Raw genomic sequence first — 18083 nt, 5'->3', positions numbered from 1 at the left:
CGGCGACAGGAAGCAGCCGGACCTCTACCAGGCGGAGCACCAGGAGGCCGCCCGGCAGAACGACACCCTTGACGCGGTCACGGACATGACCCGGATCGTCAGCCCCTTCGGGTCCGCCAGGGGCATCCACTTCGGCAAGACCAGCTTCGAGAACCACGAGCTCAACCAGATGATCGACATCGTCGAGTCCGCGAGCCCGGAGCTGCTGGAGAGCGCGGGCACGGCCCTGGTCGCGGCCCGTGACGCCATCAACGACGCCGCCAACGAGCTGAGCCGCAACCTGGGCGACGTCGACTGGGAGGGCGAGGCCCACACCGCCTTCTACAACTGGGGTACCGACCTGGTCACCACCGCTCTCTCCCTCGCCTCCTACACCGACGTGGTCGGCACCCAGGTCATGGCCGCGAGCTCCGGCCTCGCCTCCGTACGCAAGTCCATGCCCCCGCGCGACAACCGCACCGACCCCAAGACGGTCGACGACATCCCGGTGGTCAAGCAGGTCGACACCAACGACGAGTACACGGCGGCGGTGAAGGCGGAGAGCCACCGGCAGGAAGCCATCAACCAGATGTACCGCCTGGCGTCGTTCTACACGGTGTCGAGCGGGACGATGCAGTCGGCCGAGGAGCCGGTGTTTCCGAAGATGCCGAGTGTGGGGGTGCCTGCGCCGGCGCCGGACCGCGGCTTGGATATCGGAGCACCGATTCAAGGGTCCCTTGCCAGCGTGAGCGACTCGGAAAGCACCGGGCATCGCTCTGCTGGCTCGGACCCGGCGGTGGTGCGTGCGAGCGCGGGGGAGTTGCCGTCGTCCAACAAGCCCGCGTACGAGGCTGTTGCATCTCCGGAGCGGCACGTCGGAACAGAGATCGACAGCGTCGGCACGTTGCCGCCGCAGGAGACCATGAAGCCGACGCCCGTCACATCGCCGTCGACGACCCCCAACGTCACCCCCGTAGGAACGGCTCCGCCTTTCGTCCCCGTTGCGGCACCCCCTGCAGCGCGCGGTCAGATCGGGCGCACCTCGGGCTTCGGCGGAGTGTCCGCGACCAGGACGCCCACTTCGGCGCAGGGGCGAGCCGGTGGTACGTCGGCGGGACGTACAGGAACCGGTGGCACCGGACCGCTCGGACGTGCTGCCGCGTCAGGACAGGCAGGTGGCCGTGCGCCGGGCGCCGCAGGTCGAGGCGTGGTCGGCGGGGTGCCGAGGGCTGCCGGAACGGCGGCAGGCAAGGCCGGTGGCGTCCCACGCGGTCCTGTCACCGGGAACGGTGCCACGAGCCCGGGGCGTACGGGCGCCGGCCGCGGGGGCATCGGGCGCACCACCGATGGCGTCGTCGGCGGGAAGCCCGTCAAGGGAGCTACCCCTGGCGCCAACGGCTCCAGGGTGCCGCGGGGTACCGTCATCGGAGGTCAGAACGCACCCGCCTCGCGCGCCACGGGTGAAAGGCCGGGCCAGCGTGGGGTGATCAAGGCACCGGGTTCGACGGCAGCCTCGGAACAGACACCTCGCCGTCCTGTCGGTAGTCCTGGCGGCGTGGTCGGAGCGCCGAAGGAACGCGCTTCCGGCCCCAGGAACGGCGGGCACACCCCTGGCGGCATCGGCGTGACGCGGGGGTCCGTGAGCGATAAGGGTCCCGGCAAGACGCGTGCGCGCCGTGACGAGCGGCGCGACGGGGCGTCGTCGACCGACTGACCGGACAAGAGCGAGGGCGAACAGAGGCATGGTGGCAGGGAGCAGCCGACGCGACAGGTGGAGCGCGCCTATCGCGGGACGGAACGGGAGACGGGTTTCCGCCGTTTTTTCAGCGCTTGGCGCCTTTGCCGTCCTCTCGGCAGGCCTGGCTCCAAGTGCGTCAGCCGCGGACGTCCAGTCCCAGCAGTGGTACTTGTCGGCGATGAAGGCAGACGAGATGTGGAAGGTGAGTACCGGCAAGGGCGTCAAGGTGGCCGTTGTCGATTCCGGAGTCAACCCCGACACTGCCTCTCTGAACGGCCAGGTACTCGCTGGCGAGGTACCCGGGGCCGTCGCCTACAAGGCGACTGAGGACTACGACGGCCACGGCACGAGCATGGCGGAACTGATCGCCGGGACCGGTGCCGATGGGGGCCTGAAGGGGTTGGCGCCGGGGGCGAAGATCGTTCCCTACCGGATCGCGACGAGCCAACTGAAGAACGACAGCGAGAAAAAGAAAGCTCCCGCACTGCCGGACGTGATCAGGGCGATCGCTGATAGTGACGTGCAGATCATCAGCATGTCTTTCGGTGAGGACATCGACAGACCCGAGGACTTGGCGGCTATCAAGTACGCGCAGTCCAAGGGCAAATTGATGATTGCCGCCACAGGCAACGACGCCCAGGAAAAGAACTTCATCGGATACCCAGCCGCCTACCCCTACGTAGTCGGCATCGCCGCCTCGGACGAGTCCGGCACCGTCGGAAAGTTCTCCGAGTACGGCAACTACGTCGACCTGGCCTCGCCCGGCCTGGACGTCCCCACGTGGTGCGACAACACCTTCCAGTCGTACTGCCCGAGCCAGGGCACCAGCCAAGCCACCGCCATAGCCTCCGCCTCCGCCGCCCTCATCTGGTCCGCCCACCCCGACTGGACGGCCAACCAGGTCCTCGCCAGCCTGATCGACACCGCCGGACGTGACTGGGCGAAGGACGACCCGAGCACGTACCTCGGGTACGGGCTCATCCGGCCCCGCAAGGTGCTGGAGGACAGCGACTACGACCCCGGCGCGGCCGGTACCGACCCGCTCGCGAAGGAGAACGTGACGGGCGTCACGGGTGACGACTCGCCCGCTCCTTCCTCCTCCACCTCGTCACAAGCGTCCAACGGCGCTTCCGGCGGCCAGGCTACGGCTGCGGGATCGAGCACGGAACCGTCCGACAACACCACCCTGTGGGTGGCTCTCGGCGCCGCGGGAGCCGTCCTGGTGATCGGTCTCGGTGCCTTCGCGGTGATCCGCTCACGTCGAGGAGCATGACCGCTCACGCCGACAGCCACAACCGTTCCAACGCACCACAGCTCTTACGAAAGGGAGTGCCGACATGGTCGACCGCAAGCTCAATGACAGCGACGTAAAGCAACTTCAGACCGAAGTCATCGATCGCTACGACAACATCCGGCAGTCGCTCGCGAAGCTGCAGGGCACGATCGACATGATCGAGAAGGCCTGGACGGGCCAGGGCGCCAACGCGTTCAACACGAAGCAGACGGAGATCAACGGCCGGATGGTCTCCATCGGCAAGATGCTCGACGACTTCCTCGAGGGCATCCACATGACCGCGACCGACAAGCGCAACCTCGAGGACCAGATCGAGGCCGACCTGAACAAGATCTCGACCGAGGACCTCGGTGGTAAGACCTCGGCTCTCAACAGCTACTGACGATCCGTCGACGGCACCGAGCCGCCGTCACACCATCTTCTGAGAAACGAGGAACAAGATGTCCGGAGCCCACTACGACGAGCTTGCCGTCACGTACGGCACGATGGACGCGCTCGCCACCGAGCTCGGCGACCAGGCCAAGAAGCTCGAGGACGACCTCGAGGCCCTGAAGCAGGCGGTGCTGAAGGTGTCCGCGGGCTGGGGCGGCGAGGCGTACAGCGAGTTCGAGAAGAAGACCAAGAAGTGGGACGAGCACGCCCGGGCCATCCACGCGGCGCTGGTCCAGATCTCGCAGAAGGTCCACACCGCCGGCGGTGACTACCGTGGTGGCGACCTGAAGGGCGCCAGCTACTTCATGTGACGCCGGCGGCGTGGTTCGACGGGGTGGGTACGCGCGGGAGGTGCCCACCCTTTGCCGTACCCGCGGTACCGGCTCAAGACGCCGGCGTGTGGCGCCCCTTCCACCCGGCCCACGCCGAGCGAGGACACACGACGGCGGGCCCAGGAGGCTCTCCTCCCGGACCCGCCGCTCACCGCCGGAGGGGCGAGCCCCGGCGGTACCGCCTCAGTAGACGCCCTCCGGCGCCAACCCCACCTGCACCAACGGCTTCCCCCGCCGTCGCGAGACGAAGATCCCGCGTCCCGCGGGCATCGGCCGGGGCCGGACCCCGCCGAGGAGGTCTCCCTCTCCGGGATCGCCCGCGAGCACCACGCCCTGCGCGCCGAGTTCCTTGATGCGCTGCATGAACGCCTCGTAGGAGGCGCGACCCGCGCCGGCCGTGGAGCGGGCGATGATGAAGCGGACGCCCACGTCCCGGGCGAAGGGGAGCAGTTCGGTGAGACCGGCCAACGGGTTTCCGCTGGACGTCGCCACGAGGTCGTAGTCGTCGATGACGACGAACACCGTCGGACCCCGCCACCAACTGCGGTCCCGCAGCTCCCGCGCGGTCACCTCGGCGGTCGGCGTGCGGCGCTGCATCAGGTTGGCGAGGGCGGACATGTGGTGGTCCATGGCGTTGGACATCGGAATGTACTCGGCCAGATGGGAGGCCGGGGTGACGTCCAGCAGGGAGCGCCGGTTGTCGACGACGAACAGCTTGCACTCGTCGCCGGAATAGCGTTCCGTCAGCTGCCTGATCAGCAGCCGCAGCAGATTCGACTTGCCCGACTCGCTCTCGCCGAAGACGAGGAAGAACGGATCCTGTTCGAAGTCGACGAAGACCGGTTCGAGGTTGTTCTCGTCGAGGGCGAAGGCGACACCCTGCTGCGGGAACCGGTCGCCCGCCGGCAACTCCGCGGCGGGGAACTCCCGCGGCAGCAGCCGCACCTCGGGAGCGGGCGGCGCCTGCCAGTGGCGGGTGACCTCCGCCGCCAGCGCCTGCGTGGCGTCCGAGAGGTCCGTGTCCGAGGCCAGCCCGTCGATACGCGGCACCGCCGCCATGAAGTGCAGCTTCTGCGGCGACTGACCGCGGCCCGGGACCCCCGCCGGGACGTTCGCGGCGATCTTGCGGTCCAGCTCGGAGTCCATCGTGTCGCCGAGCCGCAGCTCCAGGCGGTTCATCAGGTGGTCCTTCATGTTCGACCGGACCTCCATGGAACGCGAGGCCGTCACGACGACGTGGATGCCGTAGCCGAGACCGCGCGCCGCCATCTCCAGGACGATCGGCTCCAGGGTCTCGTAGTCGGCGCGGAAGTTGCCCCAGCCGTCGACGATCAGGAAGACGTCGCCCCAGGGCTGGTCCGTCACCGAGATCTCACCCCGTGCCCGCCGCGCCCGGAAGTCGCCGATCGACGGGATGCCCGCCGAACGGAAGTACTCCTCGCGGCGGGTCATCACGCCGTACACCTCGGCCACCGTGCGCCGCACCCGCTCCGGGTCCAGGCGCGAGGCCACTCCGCCGACGTGCGGGAGCCCGGCCACGGCCGCCATACCGCCGCCGCCGAAGTCGAGGCCGTAGAACTGCACCTCGTACGGCGTGTGGGTCAGGGCGAAGGAGCAGATCAGGCTGCGCACCAGCGTCGACTTGCCGGACTGCGGGCCGCCCAGGATCTGCATGTGGCCGGCCGCGCCGGAGAAGTCCACCCAGAGGGCGTCACGACGCTGCTCGTACGGCTTGTCCACCAGCCCGACCGGCACGACCAGACGGCCCGCGCCCTCGTAGCCGGGCTGTGTGAGGCCGCGGCCCGGCACCGCGGCGAGCCCCGGCAGGAGCGCGTCGAGCGACGGCGGGCTGTCCAGCGGAGGCAGCCACACCTGGTGCGCCGCCGGGCCCTGCGCCTCCAGCCGGCGCACGATCACGTCGAGGACCGTGTCCGCGAGGGCCTCGTCGACCTCGGGCTCGTCCACCGCGGTCCGCTGCTGGGGCACCTGCGCGTACCGCACCGGCACCTCGGCCGCCGTGAACAGCACCGGCCGCCGGTCCACCGGCAGCGCCGCGCCGGCCGGCCCGGTGCGCTGCGGGCCCGAACGGTAGACGCCGGAGACGTAGGCCGCCTTGAACCGCACCATCTCGTCCGTGCCGAACTTCAGGAAGCCCGACCCCGGTACGTTCGGCAGCTCGTAGGCGTCGGGCACGCCGAGCGCGGCACGCGACTCCGCCGCCGAGAACGTCCGCAGACCGATGCGGTACGACAGATACGTCTCCAGGCCGCGCAGCCGGCCCTCCTCCAGGCGCTGGGAAGCCAGCAGCAGGTGGACGCCGAGCGAGCGGCCGATACGGCCGATCTGCACGAACATCTCGATGAAATCCGGCTTCGCCGTCAGCAGTTCGCTGAACTCGTCGATCACCAGCACCAGGGAGGGGATGGGCTGCAGCGGCGCGCCCGCCGCCCGAGCCTTCTCGTAGTCGTGGATGTTGGCGTAGTTGCCGGCGTCCCGCAGCATCTCCTGACGCCGGTTGAGCTCGCCGCGGATGGAGTCGCCCATGCGGTCGACCAGGGTCAGGTCGTCGGCCAGGTTGGTGATGACGGCCGCGACGTGCGGCATCTGCGCCATGCCGGCGAAGGTCGCGCCGCCCTTGAAGTCGGCGAGGACGAAGTTCAGGGTCTCCGAGGAGTGGGTGACCGCCAGGCCCAGCACCAGCGTGCGCAGCAGCTCGGACTTGCCGGAGCCGGTCGCGCCCACGCACAGGCCGTGCGGGCCCATGCCCTCCTGGGCCGCCTCCTTCAGGTCGAGCATGACGGGACGGCCGTCCTCGCCGACGCCGATCGGCACGCGCAGCCGCTCCGCCAGCGAACGCGGCCGCCAGGTGCGCCGCGGGTCGACGGACGCCGCGTCGCCCAGATTCAGCAGGTCGGTGAATTCCAGGTTGGCCAGCAGCGGTTCGTCGTCGTCGCCGCCGGACGCCATCCGCAGCGGCGCCAGCTGCCGCGCGAGCACCTCGGCGGCCTCGTACGACAGGACGTCGGGCGTCCCCTCGTAGACCACACCGTGCCCCGACTCCAGGCGCAGCGCGCCCGGCTGTACGACGATGTCGAGGTCGCCGCCCGCCCCGGTCAGCTCGCCGGGCACGATCTCGAGGACCGTCACGCCCTGGAGGCCCTCGGGGTTGGCCAGGAGCGAGTCCGGGGGGAGCGAGAGGCCGTCGAGGACCACGACGATGTGCGGCTCGTCCGGCAGGGGCGCGGCGCCGGGGTGGAAGCGGGGGCGCCCGGTGAGCCGGGACGACAGCAGGTTCTCCAGTTCACGCGCGTCACCGCCGATCAGCCGACGGCTGCCCGCGCCGTCCACGGCGTCCGGCGCCTGCACGTGCGGCAGCCACTTGGCCCACTCCCAGTGGGCCAGTTCGTCCCGGCCCGCCGCGATGACGACGACCAGGTCCTCGGGGGAGTGCAGCGCGGCCAGCGAACCGGTCAGGGCCCGGACCGAGGACCGTACCGACTGCGGCTCGCCGCTGACCGTCACGTGGTAGAAGGCCCGCAGCGAGACGGCCATCGGCAGGTCGTCCAGGGTGCCGTGGACGGCGAGGAACCGCTGCAGGGCACCCGCGGTCAACGGCTCCAACTGCTGGACGGGGCCGGTCTCCGGCGCGATGAGCGGCGTGGCGAGCGTCTGGGCACCGAGACCGACCCGGACCTGGGCGAAGTCCTCGTCGCCGGACCGCCGTTCCCACACCCGGCTGCCCTCGGCGACCAGCGCCCACAACTGCTCGGGGGAAGGGTGCAGGTAGTACTGCGCGTCCCGCTGCGCTCTGGCCGTGTCCGCGGTCGTGCGGCGGGTCTGCGCCAGGTAGCCCAGGTAGTCGCGGCGCATGTCCGCCAACTGCCCCTGGGAGCCGCGACGGAAGCGGACCACCATCGCGATGGACATGGCCACCGTCGAGGCGATCATCACCATGCCCATGATCTTCATGAACGGCTGCCCGTTCGTGAAGAAGAAGACCACCGAGCCGCCCATGCCGAGGGTCGGCAGCAGTTGCATCAGCACGCTCTCCTGATGCCCCCGCGGCAGCTCGGGCGGAGGCTGCACGGCGATCTCGCCCGTGGGCACCTCGGACGGCAGCGACCTCGGAGGACGCTTCACGACGATGTGGCTCACTGCTCACCAATTCCCTTGCCGGCCCCGGAAGTAGGTCCGCCAACCCCGTGTCAGGCGGACGCAGGCCGCCGCGCGATCCTACTGACTTCTCGTGGGACGAGAGGGAGGTAGGGTGCCGGATGTTCGCGTGAGCACATGCGGCAGGGGCCGTTGAGGCGGGGACATTCCGCGAGAATCGGGATGCTTCGGCGCTCGACGGCCGCTCGACGGCGTCGGTTCCACCGCCCGGCCGTATCCACCGGCACCGCGGGGCGCGAACCGGCGTGAAATCTTCACACCACCGACGCGGGACCATCACTGAGGGGGAGCAGCAGGTGAGCATCACGGCCTCCGCGGCAGCCACCGGGGGAGGGCACGGGACGGGAGCCGCCTCCCGGACGGGCCTCGGCTTCTGCCGGGTCACGATCGTCGCGCCCGACAGCAGGATCGACGTCGCCCTGCCCGACGACATCCCCGTCGTCGACATCTATCCGGAGATCCTCCGGCTCTCCCGGCAGAGCCCCGCCGAGGGCGCCCCGGTCGGTTACCACCTGGTGCGCCGGGACGGCAGGGTCCTCGACGGTTCGCGCTCCTTCGCCGCCCAGCACATCCTCGACGGCGAACTCCTCACCCTGCGCCCCTTCGCCGAGTCGCTGCCCCCGGCCGTCCACGACGACGTGTCCGAGGCGATCGCCTCGGCGGTGACGCGCGAACACACCCTGTGGAGCGGCGACCTGACCCGCGCCGCGGGCCTCGTCGGCGGAGGCGTCCTGCCGGCCCTGCTCGCCTTCGTCGCCTGGACGGGCGACCCCCGCCACGACATGCACTCGCTGCCCGGCGTCCTCGCCGCGGTCACCGGCGTCCTGCTGGTCGCCCTCGCCTGCGTACGGGCCCGCGTCTACGACGACCGGCCCTCGGCCGTCGCCCTCGGGCTCGGTGCGCTGCCGAACATCGGTGTGGCGGGTTCCGGCCTCCTCCCGCTCGCCGACGGCCAGGGCATCGGCAAGCTCCAGTTCCTCCTGGCCTGCGCGGCGGTCCTGCTCGCCGCGGTCCTGCTCACCCTGTGCTCCCCCGGCGGCGACGCGCCCTTCGTCGCCGGCGCGGTCGCTTCCGGCGTCGGCCTGGCGGCGGTGTTCGCGGCGATCCTCCTCCACTGGTCGCCGGCCGAGACCGCTGCCCTGTGCGCGCCCGTCGCGGTGGGGGCGCTGGCCTTCCTGCCCGGCCTGTCCATGCGCTTCGCCCGGCTGCCCATCGGATTCGACGCCCCGGACACCGCTCCCCGCAGCACCTACGGCGCCGATCCGGCCCCGCAGGAGCCGGTCGACGTGGAACGGATCGCCGCCCAGGCCCGCCGTGGCCACGAGCTCCTCGTCGGCCTGGTCGGTGGCTGCGCGGCGGTCGTCGTCGGCGCCTGCGCCGTGCTCGGCTTCTCCGACGGGGTCTGGGCCCAACTGCTCGCGCTGGCCGTCGGCATCGCCCTGCTGATGCGCGCCGGTCTCTTCCGGTACACCGCCCAGGTCGCCCCCCTCCTGGCCGCCGGCCTCGGCTCCCTCGTGCTCCTCGGGCTCGGTCTGGCGCTCAACCCGCCGTTCTCCGTGTTCCGTGACGCCCTGACGGGTGACCGCACCGACCTCGACATCCGCACGATCTGGCTCGTCGCGGCGATCGCGGCGACGTCCGCGGTCATCACCGCCGTCGGCCTGATCGCCTCCCGGGGCGGGGTCACCCCGTTCTGGGGGCGCTTCCTGGAGATCGCCGAGGGCTTCGTCCTGCTGACGCTGGTCCCGTTGGCGCTGGCCGTCTTCAACGTGTACACGGCCGTCCGGTCGATGACGAGCTGAACGCGGCGCCTCCATCCGGCGCCCGTCGGGAGTGTGCCGCGGACAGCGGTGGCCGACCGTGCGCGGCGCCGGGCGCGGTCGGCCGCCCGAATTTCGCACGCCGTCCGGGCGACCGGCCGCGTCCGGCCGAGCACCGTCCGGCCGAGCGCAGGACCGGTTCGCCGCCCGGCCGGACGGCCCGCCGGCCGCTCGGGCGCAGTACACGGAAAGGAACGTCGAGTGAGCTTCGGCCCGCCCCCGTCCATCTACACCCAGTCCGCCGTGACCGCCGAGGCCGTCCGGACCGGGCGGCGCCGGAAGGCACTGCTGTGGTCGCTGACCGTGGTCCTCGTCGCGGCACTGGGCACCGGTGGCTGGTTCCTCTGGGGCGCCGGCTCCGGACGGTCGAAGAGCCCCACGGACACGCCCGCCGCCCAGGGACGCCTCGACGTCCGGGAATCGGTGGAGGAGCCGCCCGCCAGTACCGTCGGCACGATGGCCTTCCGCCTCTCCGTGGACGACATGACCCCCGGCGAGAGCTACGAGATGCCCGGCATGTGGGCCACGGACAAGATCCTCGCCAAGGGCATCAACAAGACGCTCGTCGGCTTCCGCCTCGGCACCGACGCCTCGCCCGGTGACGAGAAGTGGAAGCTGGCCCTCGACGGCCCGATCTGCGGCTACACCCGCCATGTCACCAACGAGAACCGCACCGCCGTGCTGTACCGCGCGAGCACCGACGAGGAGGCCTTCTGCAACCACGTCGCCTTCTTCGACCTCGACGACGGCCGCAAGATCTGGTCGCACGACGTTCCCGTCGCGGCCATCGGCACCACCACGGGCACTCCCCGCAACGGCGGCGTCCAGGACCCGCCGAGCGTGACCCTGACGCACGACACCGTCGCCGTGACGTGGGGACGCGGCACCGTCGCCTACGACATGGACCACGGCACAAAGCGGTGGAGCACGTCGAACACCGGCGCCTGCCATGACGGAGGCGCCGCCGGCGGGGGCGCGCTCCTGGTGCGCGAGGAGTGCTGGAGCGACGACGAGAGCCTGGCCGTCGACTCCTGGGAGCGCATCACGTACAAGGTGCGCGAGGTGGACCCGGCCACGGGGCGCACCCTGTGGACCTACTCCGCGGCGAAGGGCGTGCGCCAGGTCGCGGTCCCGTCCACCGATCCGGTCGTCCTCGCCGTCTCCACCGGGGACACCGGCTTCACCGAGCTGCTCTCGCTGGACGCCGACGGCAAGAACCGTGCCACCATCAGCCTCCGCAACGGCACGTACGTGGGGGAGTGCTCGTACTCCACCGACTACGTCGTGATCGACGACTGCCCGACCATCGCCGTGGGCGACGGCCAGGTGTTCGTGCGCAGCAAGGACGTCATCGAGAAGACCACGTCCAACTGGATCATCGGCTTCGACCTGGCGACCGGGGACAGCACGCAGAAGTTCGAGTCCGGCGCCAACACGCTGCTGATCCCGGTGCGCACGAGCGGCGACCGGCTCCTCGCCCTCCGCGAGAGCCAGGACCACCTCTCGCCCACCGCGCTCGTCGGCCTCGACCCGGAGACCGGCGAGGAGACGCCGTACTTCTACTTCGAGCTGCCGGCCGAGGCCGAGAACTTCACCTCGATCGACTTCAACGACGTCGTCGTCCAGAACGGCCGTCTCTTCTTCGGCGTCAGATCCGCCACCGGCCCGGCCGCCGACCAGCCGAAGTGGATCTATCTCGTCCTCGGCATCGAGAGCCGGACGACGAAGAAGCAGTAGTACGACCGTTGCCGAGCACGGGTGTACGGCGGCGGGGAAGGGCCCAGGCGGACTGCTTCCCCACCGCCCTACCGGCGCCGCCTACACGTCCAACCCCCCATTGTGCGGAGCCGGCTCCAGATCGAACTCCCCGTCCCGCGCGCCCAGCACGAACGCCCGCCACTCCGCCTCCGTGTACCGCAGCACGGTGTCCGGGTCGAGCGACGACCGCATCGCCACGGCCCCGCCCGGCAGGTACGCGATCTCCACGCGCTCCTCCTGCTCCTCCGTACCCGGCGCGCACTGCCACTCGACCCCGGAGATGTCGAGCGCGTACAGCTCGTCCCGCTCCCGTTCCTTGCGGGCCCTGACGTCCTCGTTCGCTTCGTCCGCCATGGCGCGGCGACCCCTTCCCGACGCACGGATGATCCAACCCAGCACCCTAGGGTGCTTCTGATGGATCTCCGCGGCGTCCCGACGCCCGGCACGCACTCTCGCCGCACGGTGCGGAGGGCCAGGTGGCTCCGCCACATGACCCTCCGCACCGCACACCGAGAGCACGCACCGAACGCCGCTCCTTCTTCCACGGAGATCCATCAGAAGCACCCTAGCGGCAGCGCCCGTGCCGCCCACCCGGTTCGGCGACCGGTGCCGGAGCGGTCCCGGCCTGCTGGTACTGTGGGTGACGGCCGTCTGTGTACGCACCCCCGGAGCCCCGCTCCGGAGGCCGCGCCCAGCGGATCCCCGCCTCCCGAGTAACGGAAGCTCCCCCGAGACGCAGACCGGGGGCACTCGGTGGGCATCCACACATCTTCGAGGAGTACGCGTGTCGCTCGACGCCGCAGTGAAGAAGCAGATCATCTCCGAGTTCGGTACCAAGGAGGGCGACACCGGCTCCCCCGAGGTCCAGGTCGCTCTGCTGTCCCGTCGGATCTCCGACCTGACCGAGCACCTCAAGACCCACAAGCACGACCACCACTCCCGCCGTGGCCTGCTGATCCTGGTCGGTCAGCGCCGCCGGCTGCTGCAGTACCTGGCGAAGAAGGACATCCAGCGCTTCCGTGCGCTGGTCGACCGCCTCGGCATCCGCCGTGGTGCGGCGGGCGCCAAGTAAGACGCCGTGAAGGGAGCGGTTCCCGTGACGATCGGGGGCCGCTCCCTTTGCTGTACGTACGGAAACGTGCGGAGTGTCACTCACGCTTTGTAGTGTGGTAGCACGACGCACATCGCACCACGCACCATCACGCAGTACCACGCACGACACCAGAACGAGGAGGAGCGCACCTAGCCGCCGCCGGTCCTCGGTAGTGGCCCCCGGGGGGAAGCGAGCCCCGGGTGCTTCGATCGAAGACCGGCCCGCACCGCACGGAGCGCTTCTCCGCCACCGTCCCCCTGCCACACGGGCAGCCGAGGGACGAAAGACGACAAGTAACGGAGAAAACGCTAGTGGAGAACGAGACCCACTACGCCGAGGCCGTCATCGACAACGGCTCCTTCGGCACCCGCACCATCCGCTTCGAGACCGGCCGCCTGGCCAAGCAGGCCGCCGGCTCCGCCGTGGCGTACCTGGACGACGACACCATGGTGCTGTCGGCCACCACCGCCTCCAAGAACCCCAAGGACCAGCTCGACTTCTTCCCCCTGACGGTGGACGTCGAGGAGCGGATGTACGCCGCCGGCAAGATCCCCGGCAGCTTCTTCCGCCGTGAGGGCCGTCCCTCCGAGGACGCCATCCTCACCTGCCGCCTCATCGACCGCCCGCTGCGCCCGTCCTTCAAGAAGGGCCTGCGCAACGAGATCCAGGTCGTCGCCACCATCATGGCGCTCAACCCCGACCACCTGTACGACGTCGTGGCGATCAACGCCGCGTCCGCGTCCACGCAGCTGGCCGGTCTGCCCTTCTCCGGCCCGATCGGCGGCGTCCGCGTCGCGCTGATCAACGGCCAGTGGGTCGCGTTCCCGACGCACACCGAGCTCGAGGACGCCGTCTTCGACATGGTCGTCGCGGGCCGTGTCCTGGAGGACGGCGACGTCGCGATCATGATGGTCGAGGCCGAGGCCACCGAGAAGACCATCAAGCTGGTCGAGGGCGGCGCCGAGGCGCCGACCGAGGAGGTCGTCGCCGCCGGTCTGGAGGCCGCGAAGCCCTTCATCAAGGTCCTGTGCAAGGCCCAGGCCGACCTCGCCGCGAAGGCCGCCAAGCCGACCGGCGAGTTCCCGATCTTCCTCGACTACCAGGACGACGTCCTGGAGGCGCTGACCGCCGCCGTCAAGCCGGAGCTCGCCTCCGCGCTGACCATCGCGGGCAAGCAGGAGCGCGAGGCCGAGCTGGACCGCGTGAAGTCCCTCGCCGCCGAGAAGCTCCTGCCGGAGTTCGAGGGCCGCGAGAAGGAGATCTCCGCCGCGTACCGCTCGCTGACCAAGACCCTGGTCCGTGAGCGCGTCATCAAGGAGAAGAAGCGCATCGACGGCCGTGGCGTCACGGACATCCGTACGCTCGCCGCCGAGGTCGAGGCCATCCCGCGCGTCCACGGTTCCGCGGTGTTCGAGCGGGGCGAGACCCAGATCCTGGGCGTCACCACCCTCAACATGCTCCGCATGGAGCAGCAGCTGGACACCCTCTCCCCGGTGACCCGCAAGCGCTACATGCACAACTACAACTTCCCGCCGTACTCCACCGGCGAGACCGGCCGCGTCGGCTCCCCGAAGCGCCGCGAGATCGGCCACGGCGCCCTCGCCGAGCGCGCCCTCGTGCCGGTCCTGCCGACGCGCGAGGAGTTCCCCTACGCGATCCGCCAGGTCTCCGAGGCGCTGAGCTCCAACGGCTCGACGTCCATGGGCTCGGTCTGCGCGTCCACCATGTCGCTGCTGAACGCCGGTGTGCCGCTGAAGGCCCCCGTCGCCGGTATCGCCATGGGCCTGATCTCCCAGGAGATCGACGGCGAGACGCACTACGTCACCCTCACCGACATCCTCGGTGCGGAGGACGCCTTCGGCGACATGGACTTCAAGGTCGCCGGCACCAAGGAGTTCGTCACCGCCCTCCAGCTCGACACCAAGCTGGACGGCATCCCCGCCTCCGTCCTGGCCGCCGCCCTCAAGCAGGCCCGTGACGCCCGCCTCCACATCCTCGACGTGATGATGGAAGCGATCGACACGCCGGACGAGATGTCCCCGAACGCGCCGCGGATCATCACTGTGAAGATCCCGGTCGACAAGATCGGTGAGGTCATCGGCCCCAAGGGCAAGATGATCAACCAGATCCAGGAGGACACCGGCGCCGAGATCACGATCGAGGACGACGGCACCATCTACATCGGCGCCGCCGACGGCCCCTCCGCCGAGGCCGCCCGCACCACGATCAACGGCATCGCCAACCCGACGATGCCCGAGGTCGGCGAGCGCTACCTGGGCACGGTCGTCAAGACGACCACCTTCGGTGCGTTCGTCTCCCTGCTGCCCGGCAAGGACGGTCTGCTGCACATCTCGCAGATCCGCAAGCTGGCCGGCGGCAAGCGCGTGGAGAACGTCGAGGACGTCGTCGGCGTGGGCCAGAAGGTCCAGGTCGAGATCGCCGAGATCGACTCCCGCGGCAAGCTCTCCCTCGTGCCCGTGATCGAGGGCGAAGAGGCCGCCGACGACAAGAAGGACGACGCCGAGCAGTGACGTCCCGTAGCTCCAAGGCGACGGCCCGCACCTCTTCGGAGGCGCGGGCCGTCGCCCGTACCCAAACGCTGATCAAGGGCGAGAACGGCATCGGCACGGTCCGCAAGACCACCCTCCCGGGCGGCCTGCGCATCGTCACCGAGACCCTGCCCTCGGTCCGCTCCGCGACCTTCGGCATCTGGGCGCACGTCGGCTCCCGCGACGAGACCCCGTCCCTCAACGGCGCCACGCACTACCTGGAACACCTGCTCTTCAAGGGCACCACCCGCAGGTCGGCCCTGGACATCTCCTCCGCCCTCGACGCGGTCGGCGGCGAGATGAACGCGTTCACGGCGAAGGAGTACACGTGCTACTACGCGCGCGTGCTCGACGCCGACCTGCCGCTCGCCATCGACGTCGTCTGCGACATGCTGACCGGCTCCCTGATCCTGGAGGAGGACGTCGACGTCGAGCGCGGCGCCATCCTCGAGGAGATCGCCATGACCGAGGACGACCCGGGCGACTGCGTGCACGACCTGTTCGCGCACACGATGTTCGGCGACAACCCCCTCGGCCGCCCGGTCCTCGGCACGGTCGACACCGTCAACGCCCTCACCGCCGACCGCATCCGCCGCTTCTACAAGAAGCACTACGACCCCACCCACCTCGTGGTCGCCGCCGCCGGCAACATCGACCACAACAAGGTCGTACGCCAGGTGCGCGCCGCCTTCGAGAAGGCGGGCGCCCTCAAGGACCTCGACGCCGCCCCCATCGCCCCGCGCGACGGCCGGCGCGCGCTCCGCACCGCGGGCCGCGTCGAACTGATCGGCCGCAAGACCGAGCAGGCACACGTCGTCCTCGGCATGCCCGGCCTCTCGCGGACCGACGACCGCCGCTGGGCCCTGGGCGTCCTGAACACCGCCCTCGGCGGCGGGATGTCCTCGCGGCTCTTCCAGGAGGTCCGCGAGAAGCGCGGCCTGGCCTACAGCGTCTACTCGTACACCTCCGGCTTCGCCGACTGCGGACTGTTCGGGGTGTACGCCGGATGCCGGCCCAGCCAGGTGCACGACGTGCTGAAGATCTGCCGCGACGAGCTCGACCACGTCGCCGAGCACGGCCTGTCCGACGAGGAGATCGGCCGCGCCATCGGCCAGCTCAAGGGCTCCACCGTCCTCGGCCTGGAGGACACCGGCGCGCTCATGAACCGCATCGGCAAGAGTGAGCTGTGCTGGGGCGAGCAGATGTCCGTCGACGACATGCTGACCCGGATCGCGGAGGTCACCCCGGACGAGGTGCGCTCGGTGGCCCGTGACGTCCTGGGACGGCGGCCGTCGCTGTCGGTCATCGGCCCGCTGAAGGACAAACAGGCGGCCCGTCTGCACGACGCCGTGGCCTGACAGCGGCGCCCCGCACGTCCTCGGCAGACCCTTCGGTGACCACCGGCCGGACCACCTCCCGGTGCGCACCCCGGTGAGTCACCCTCAGTCCTCGGTGATCACCACCAGTGATCACCTCCGGAAAAGCACCCTCGGTAAGGAAGCAACAGATGAGCAAGCTGCGCGTGGCGGTCCTCGGCGCCAAGGGCCGGATCGGGTCCGAGGCGGTTCGGGCGGTCGAGGCCGCCGAGGACATGGAACTGGTGGCGGCCCTGAGCCGCGGTGACAAGCTGGAGACGCTGGACGGGACCGGCGCCCAGGTCGTCGTCGAGCTCACCACCCCGGCCTCCGTCATGGAGAACCTGGAATTCTGCGTACGGCACGGCATCCACGCCGTCGTCGGCACCACCGGCTGGACCGACGAGCGCCTCGCGCGGCTGAAGGGCTGGCTGGCCGAGTCGCCGGAGACGGGCGTGCTCATCGCGCCGAACTTCTCCATCGGGGCCGTGCTGACCATGAAGTTCGCGCAGATCGCCGCCCCGTACTTCGAGTCCGTCGAGGTCGTCGAGCTGCACCACCCGAACAAGGTGGACGCCCCCTCCGGCACCGCCACCCGCACCGCACAGCTCATCGCCGAGGCCCGCCGCAGGGCCGGCTCCGCCCCGGCGCCGGACGCCACGGTCACGGCCCTGGACGGCGCCCGCGGCGCGGACGTCGACGGCGTGCCCGTCCACGCCGTCCGCCTGCGCGGCCTGCTCGCCCACCAGGAGGTCCTGCTGGGCGGCGAGGGCGAGACCCTCACCGTCCGGCACGACTCCCTGCACCACAGCAGCTTCATGCCGGGCATCCTGCTGGGTGCCCGCCGTGTGGTGACGACCCCGGGCCTGACCTTCGGCCTGGAACACTTCCTCGACCTGAACTGAGCCCCGACCGTCATGCGCGCAAAGCTCTCCTACGCCCTCACGGCCGCCGTCCTGGTCGTCTACTTCCTCCTGGTCGGCACCCGCGGCGTCATGCTCATCCAGTCCGGCACGGTCCTGACCGTCACCTTCGGCGTGGCGGTGCTGATCCTGCCGGTCATCGGCGTCTGGTTCCTGTGGAAGAACACCCAGTTCGTCCGCCGCGCCAACCGGCTCGCCGCCGAACTCGACGCCGAGGGCGGCCTGCCCGTCGACGAGCTCAAGCGCACCCCGGGCGGCCGGATCGACCGCGACTCCGCCGACGAGGTCTTCGCCCGGCGCAAGGCCGAGACGGAAGCCGCCCCCGACGACTGGCGGACCTGGTTCCGCCTCGCCGTCGCCTACCACGACGCCCGGGACACCCCGCGCGCCCGCAAGGCCATGCAACACGCGATCAGCCTGCACAGGAGCGCACAGCACCCGTCCTCCCCCTGAGACGGACGGCACCCGGGGGCCGACACTGGGCAGAGGGCACAGTCACAGGCACCCAGAGGCGGGCGGGGGGGGGGCCCCCCCGGCCCCCCCCCCGGGGGGCCCCCCCCCCGCCCCCCCCCGGGGGCGGGGCCCCCCGGCCCCCCCGCCCCCGCCCCCCCCCCGGCCCCGGCCCCGGCGGAGGCCC

13 protein-coding genes are annotated in these 18083 nt (G+C 70.6%); 11 read left to right on the top strand and 2 right to left on the bottom strand.

Going from position 1 to position 18083, the window contains the following annotated elements; genetic code table 11:
- Positions 1 to 85: 85 nt before the first annotated feature.
- The 4 genes from ACFYWQ_RS28330 to ACFYWQ_RS28315 all read left to right on the top strand — a co-directional run bounded on the left by ACFYWQ_RS28330 (position 86) and on the right by ACFYWQ_RS28315 (position 3754).
- A complete protein-coding gene (locus ACFYWQ_RS28330; RefSeq protein ID WP_389520119.1) occupies positions 86 to 1693 on the top strand; it encodes a WXG100 family type VII secretion target in 1608 nt (535 codons plus the stop codon).
- A gap of 202 nt (positions 1694 to 1895) precedes the next feature.
- Positions 1896 to 2990 carry a S8 family serine peptidase gene (locus tag ACFYWQ_RS28325; RefSeq protein WP_389520117.1) on the top strand — a complete coding sequence of 365 codons (1095 nt, stop codon included), beginning with the start codon at positions 1896 to 1898 and terminating at the stop codon, positions 2988 to 2990.
- A 64-nt stretch (positions 2991 to 3054) separates the two neighbouring features.
- A complete protein-coding gene (locus ACFYWQ_RS28320; RefSeq protein ID WP_389520116.1) occupies positions 3055 to 3393 on the top strand; it encodes a WXG100 family type VII secretion target in 339 nt (112 codons plus the stop codon).
- Between the two features lie 58 nt (positions 3394 to 3451).
- Positions 3452 to 3754, top strand: coding sequence for a WXG100 family type VII secretion target (locus ACFYWQ_RS28315; RefSeq protein WP_389520114.1), 303 nt, complete (start codon positions 3452 to 3454; stop codon positions 3752 to 3754).
- A 204-nt stretch (positions 3755 to 3958) separates the two neighbouring features.
- Here ACFYWQ_RS28315 and eccCa read toward each other — a convergent pair whose 3' ends face one another.
- Positions 3959 to 7930, bottom strand: a complete 3972-nt coding sequence (gene eccCa, locus ACFYWQ_RS28310) for a type VII secretion protein EccCa (RefSeq protein ID WP_389520112.1) — start codon at positions 7928 to 7930, stop codon at positions 3959 to 3961.
- Positions 7931 to 8244: 314 nt separating this feature from the next.
- Between eccCa and eccD the strand changes: the two genes are divergently transcribed.
- Both eccD and ACFYWQ_RS28300 read left to right on the top strand, forming a co-directional pair.
- Entirely contained in the window at positions 8245 to 9750 is a 1506-nt protein-coding gene (eccD, locus tag ACFYWQ_RS28305) for a type VII secretion integral membrane protein EccD (protein ID WP_389520110.1), read from the top strand.
- Between the two features lie 219 nt (positions 9751 to 9969).
- Complete coding sequence (locus ACFYWQ_RS28300; protein WP_389520109.1) at positions 9970 to 11505, top strand: PQQ-binding-like beta-propeller repeat protein; 1536 nt, start codon at positions 9970 to 9972, stop codon at positions 11503 to 11505.
- Between the two features lie 81 nt (positions 11506 to 11586).
- On the opposite strand, the gene ACFYWQ_RS28295 is transcribed toward ACFYWQ_RS28300, so the two are convergent.
- Positions 11587 to 11880, bottom strand: a complete 294-nt coding sequence (locus tag ACFYWQ_RS28295) for a DUF397 domain-containing protein (RefSeq protein ID WP_389520107.1) — start codon at positions 11878 to 11880, stop codon at positions 11587 to 11589.
- Between the two features lie 430 nt (positions 11881 to 12310).
- On the opposite strand from ACFYWQ_RS28295, the gene rpsO reads away from it, so the two are divergent.
- The 5 genes from rpsO (at position 12311) to ACFYWQ_RS28270 (ending at position 17899) form a co-directional block, all read left to right on the top strand.
- Entirely contained in the window at positions 12311 to 12598 is a 288-nt protein-coding gene (gene rpsO, locus ACFYWQ_RS28290) for a 30S ribosomal protein S15 (RefSeq protein ID WP_004924725.1), read from the top strand.
- A 332-nt stretch (positions 12599 to 12930) separates the two neighbouring features.
- Positions 12931 to 15150, top strand: coding sequence for a polyribonucleotide nucleotidyltransferase (locus tag ACFYWQ_RS28285; protein ID WP_389520106.1), 2220 nt, complete (start codon positions 12931 to 12933; stop codon positions 15148 to 15150).
- Positions 15147 to 16526: a M16 family metallopeptidase gene (locus tag ACFYWQ_RS28280; protein ID WP_389520104.1), complete on the top strand. Its 1380-nt coding sequence runs from the start codon at positions 15147 to 15149 to the stop codon at positions 16524 to 16526. Before ACFYWQ_RS28285 ends, ACFYWQ_RS28280 begins: the two co-directional genes overlap by 4 nt.
- 149 nt (positions 16527 to 16675) lie before the next feature.
- The gene (gene dapB / locus ACFYWQ_RS28275; RefSeq protein WP_389520102.1) at positions 16676 to 17428 is read left to right on the top strand and encodes a 4-hydroxy-tetrahydrodipicolinate reductase; all 753 of its coding nucleotides are present in this window, start codon (positions 16676 to 16678) and stop codon (positions 17426 to 17428) included.
- A gap of 12 nt (positions 17429 to 17440) precedes the next feature.
- Entirely contained in the window at positions 17441 to 17899 is a 459-nt protein-coding gene (locus tag ACFYWQ_RS28270) for a hypothetical protein (protein ID WP_389520100.1), read from the top strand.
- Positions 17900 to 18083: the final 184 nt, after the last annotated feature.

The sequence above is a fragment of the Streptomyces sp. NPDC003247 genome (genome assembly GCF_042888135.1).
In the GTDB taxonomy this organism is placed as follows: Bacteria; Actinomycetota; Actinomycetes; order Streptomycetales; family Streptomycetaceae; genus Streptomyces.
This window is presented reverse-complemented; position numbering and strand designations above follow the sequence as displayed.

What these genes read in the sequence shown, in the direction of transcription:
- ACFYWQ_RS28295 (WP_389520107.1), bottom strand. Translation starts at nt 11,880, where the DNA reads ATGGCGGACGAAGCGAACGAGGACGTCAGGGCCCGCAAGGAACGGGAG.
- ACFYWQ_RS28325 (WP_389520117.1), top strand. Translation starts at nt 1,896, where the DNA reads ATGAAGGCAGACGAGATGTGGAAGGTGAGTACCGGCAAGGGCGTCAAG.
- ACFYWQ_RS28315 (WP_389520114.1), top strand. Translation starts at nt 3,452, where the DNA reads ATGTCCGGAGCCCACTACGACGAGCTTGCCGTCACGTACGGCACGATG.
- dapB (WP_389520102.1), top strand. Translation starts at nt 16,676, where the DNA reads ATGAGCAAGCTGCGCGTGGCGGTCCTCGGCGCCAAGGGCCGGATCGGG.
- ACFYWQ_RS28270 (WP_389520100.1), top strand. Translation starts at nt 17,441, where the DNA reads ATGCGCGCAAAGCTCTCCTACGCCCTCACGGCCGCCGTCCTGGTCGTC.
- ACFYWQ_RS28330 (WP_389520119.1), top strand. Translation starts at nt 86, where the DNA reads ATGACCCGGATCGTCAGCCCCTTCGGGTCCGCCAGGGGCATCCACTTC.
- ACFYWQ_RS28320 (WP_389520116.1), top strand. Translation starts at nt 3,055, where the DNA reads ATGGTCGACCGCAAGCTCAATGACAGCGACGTAAAGCAACTTCAGACC.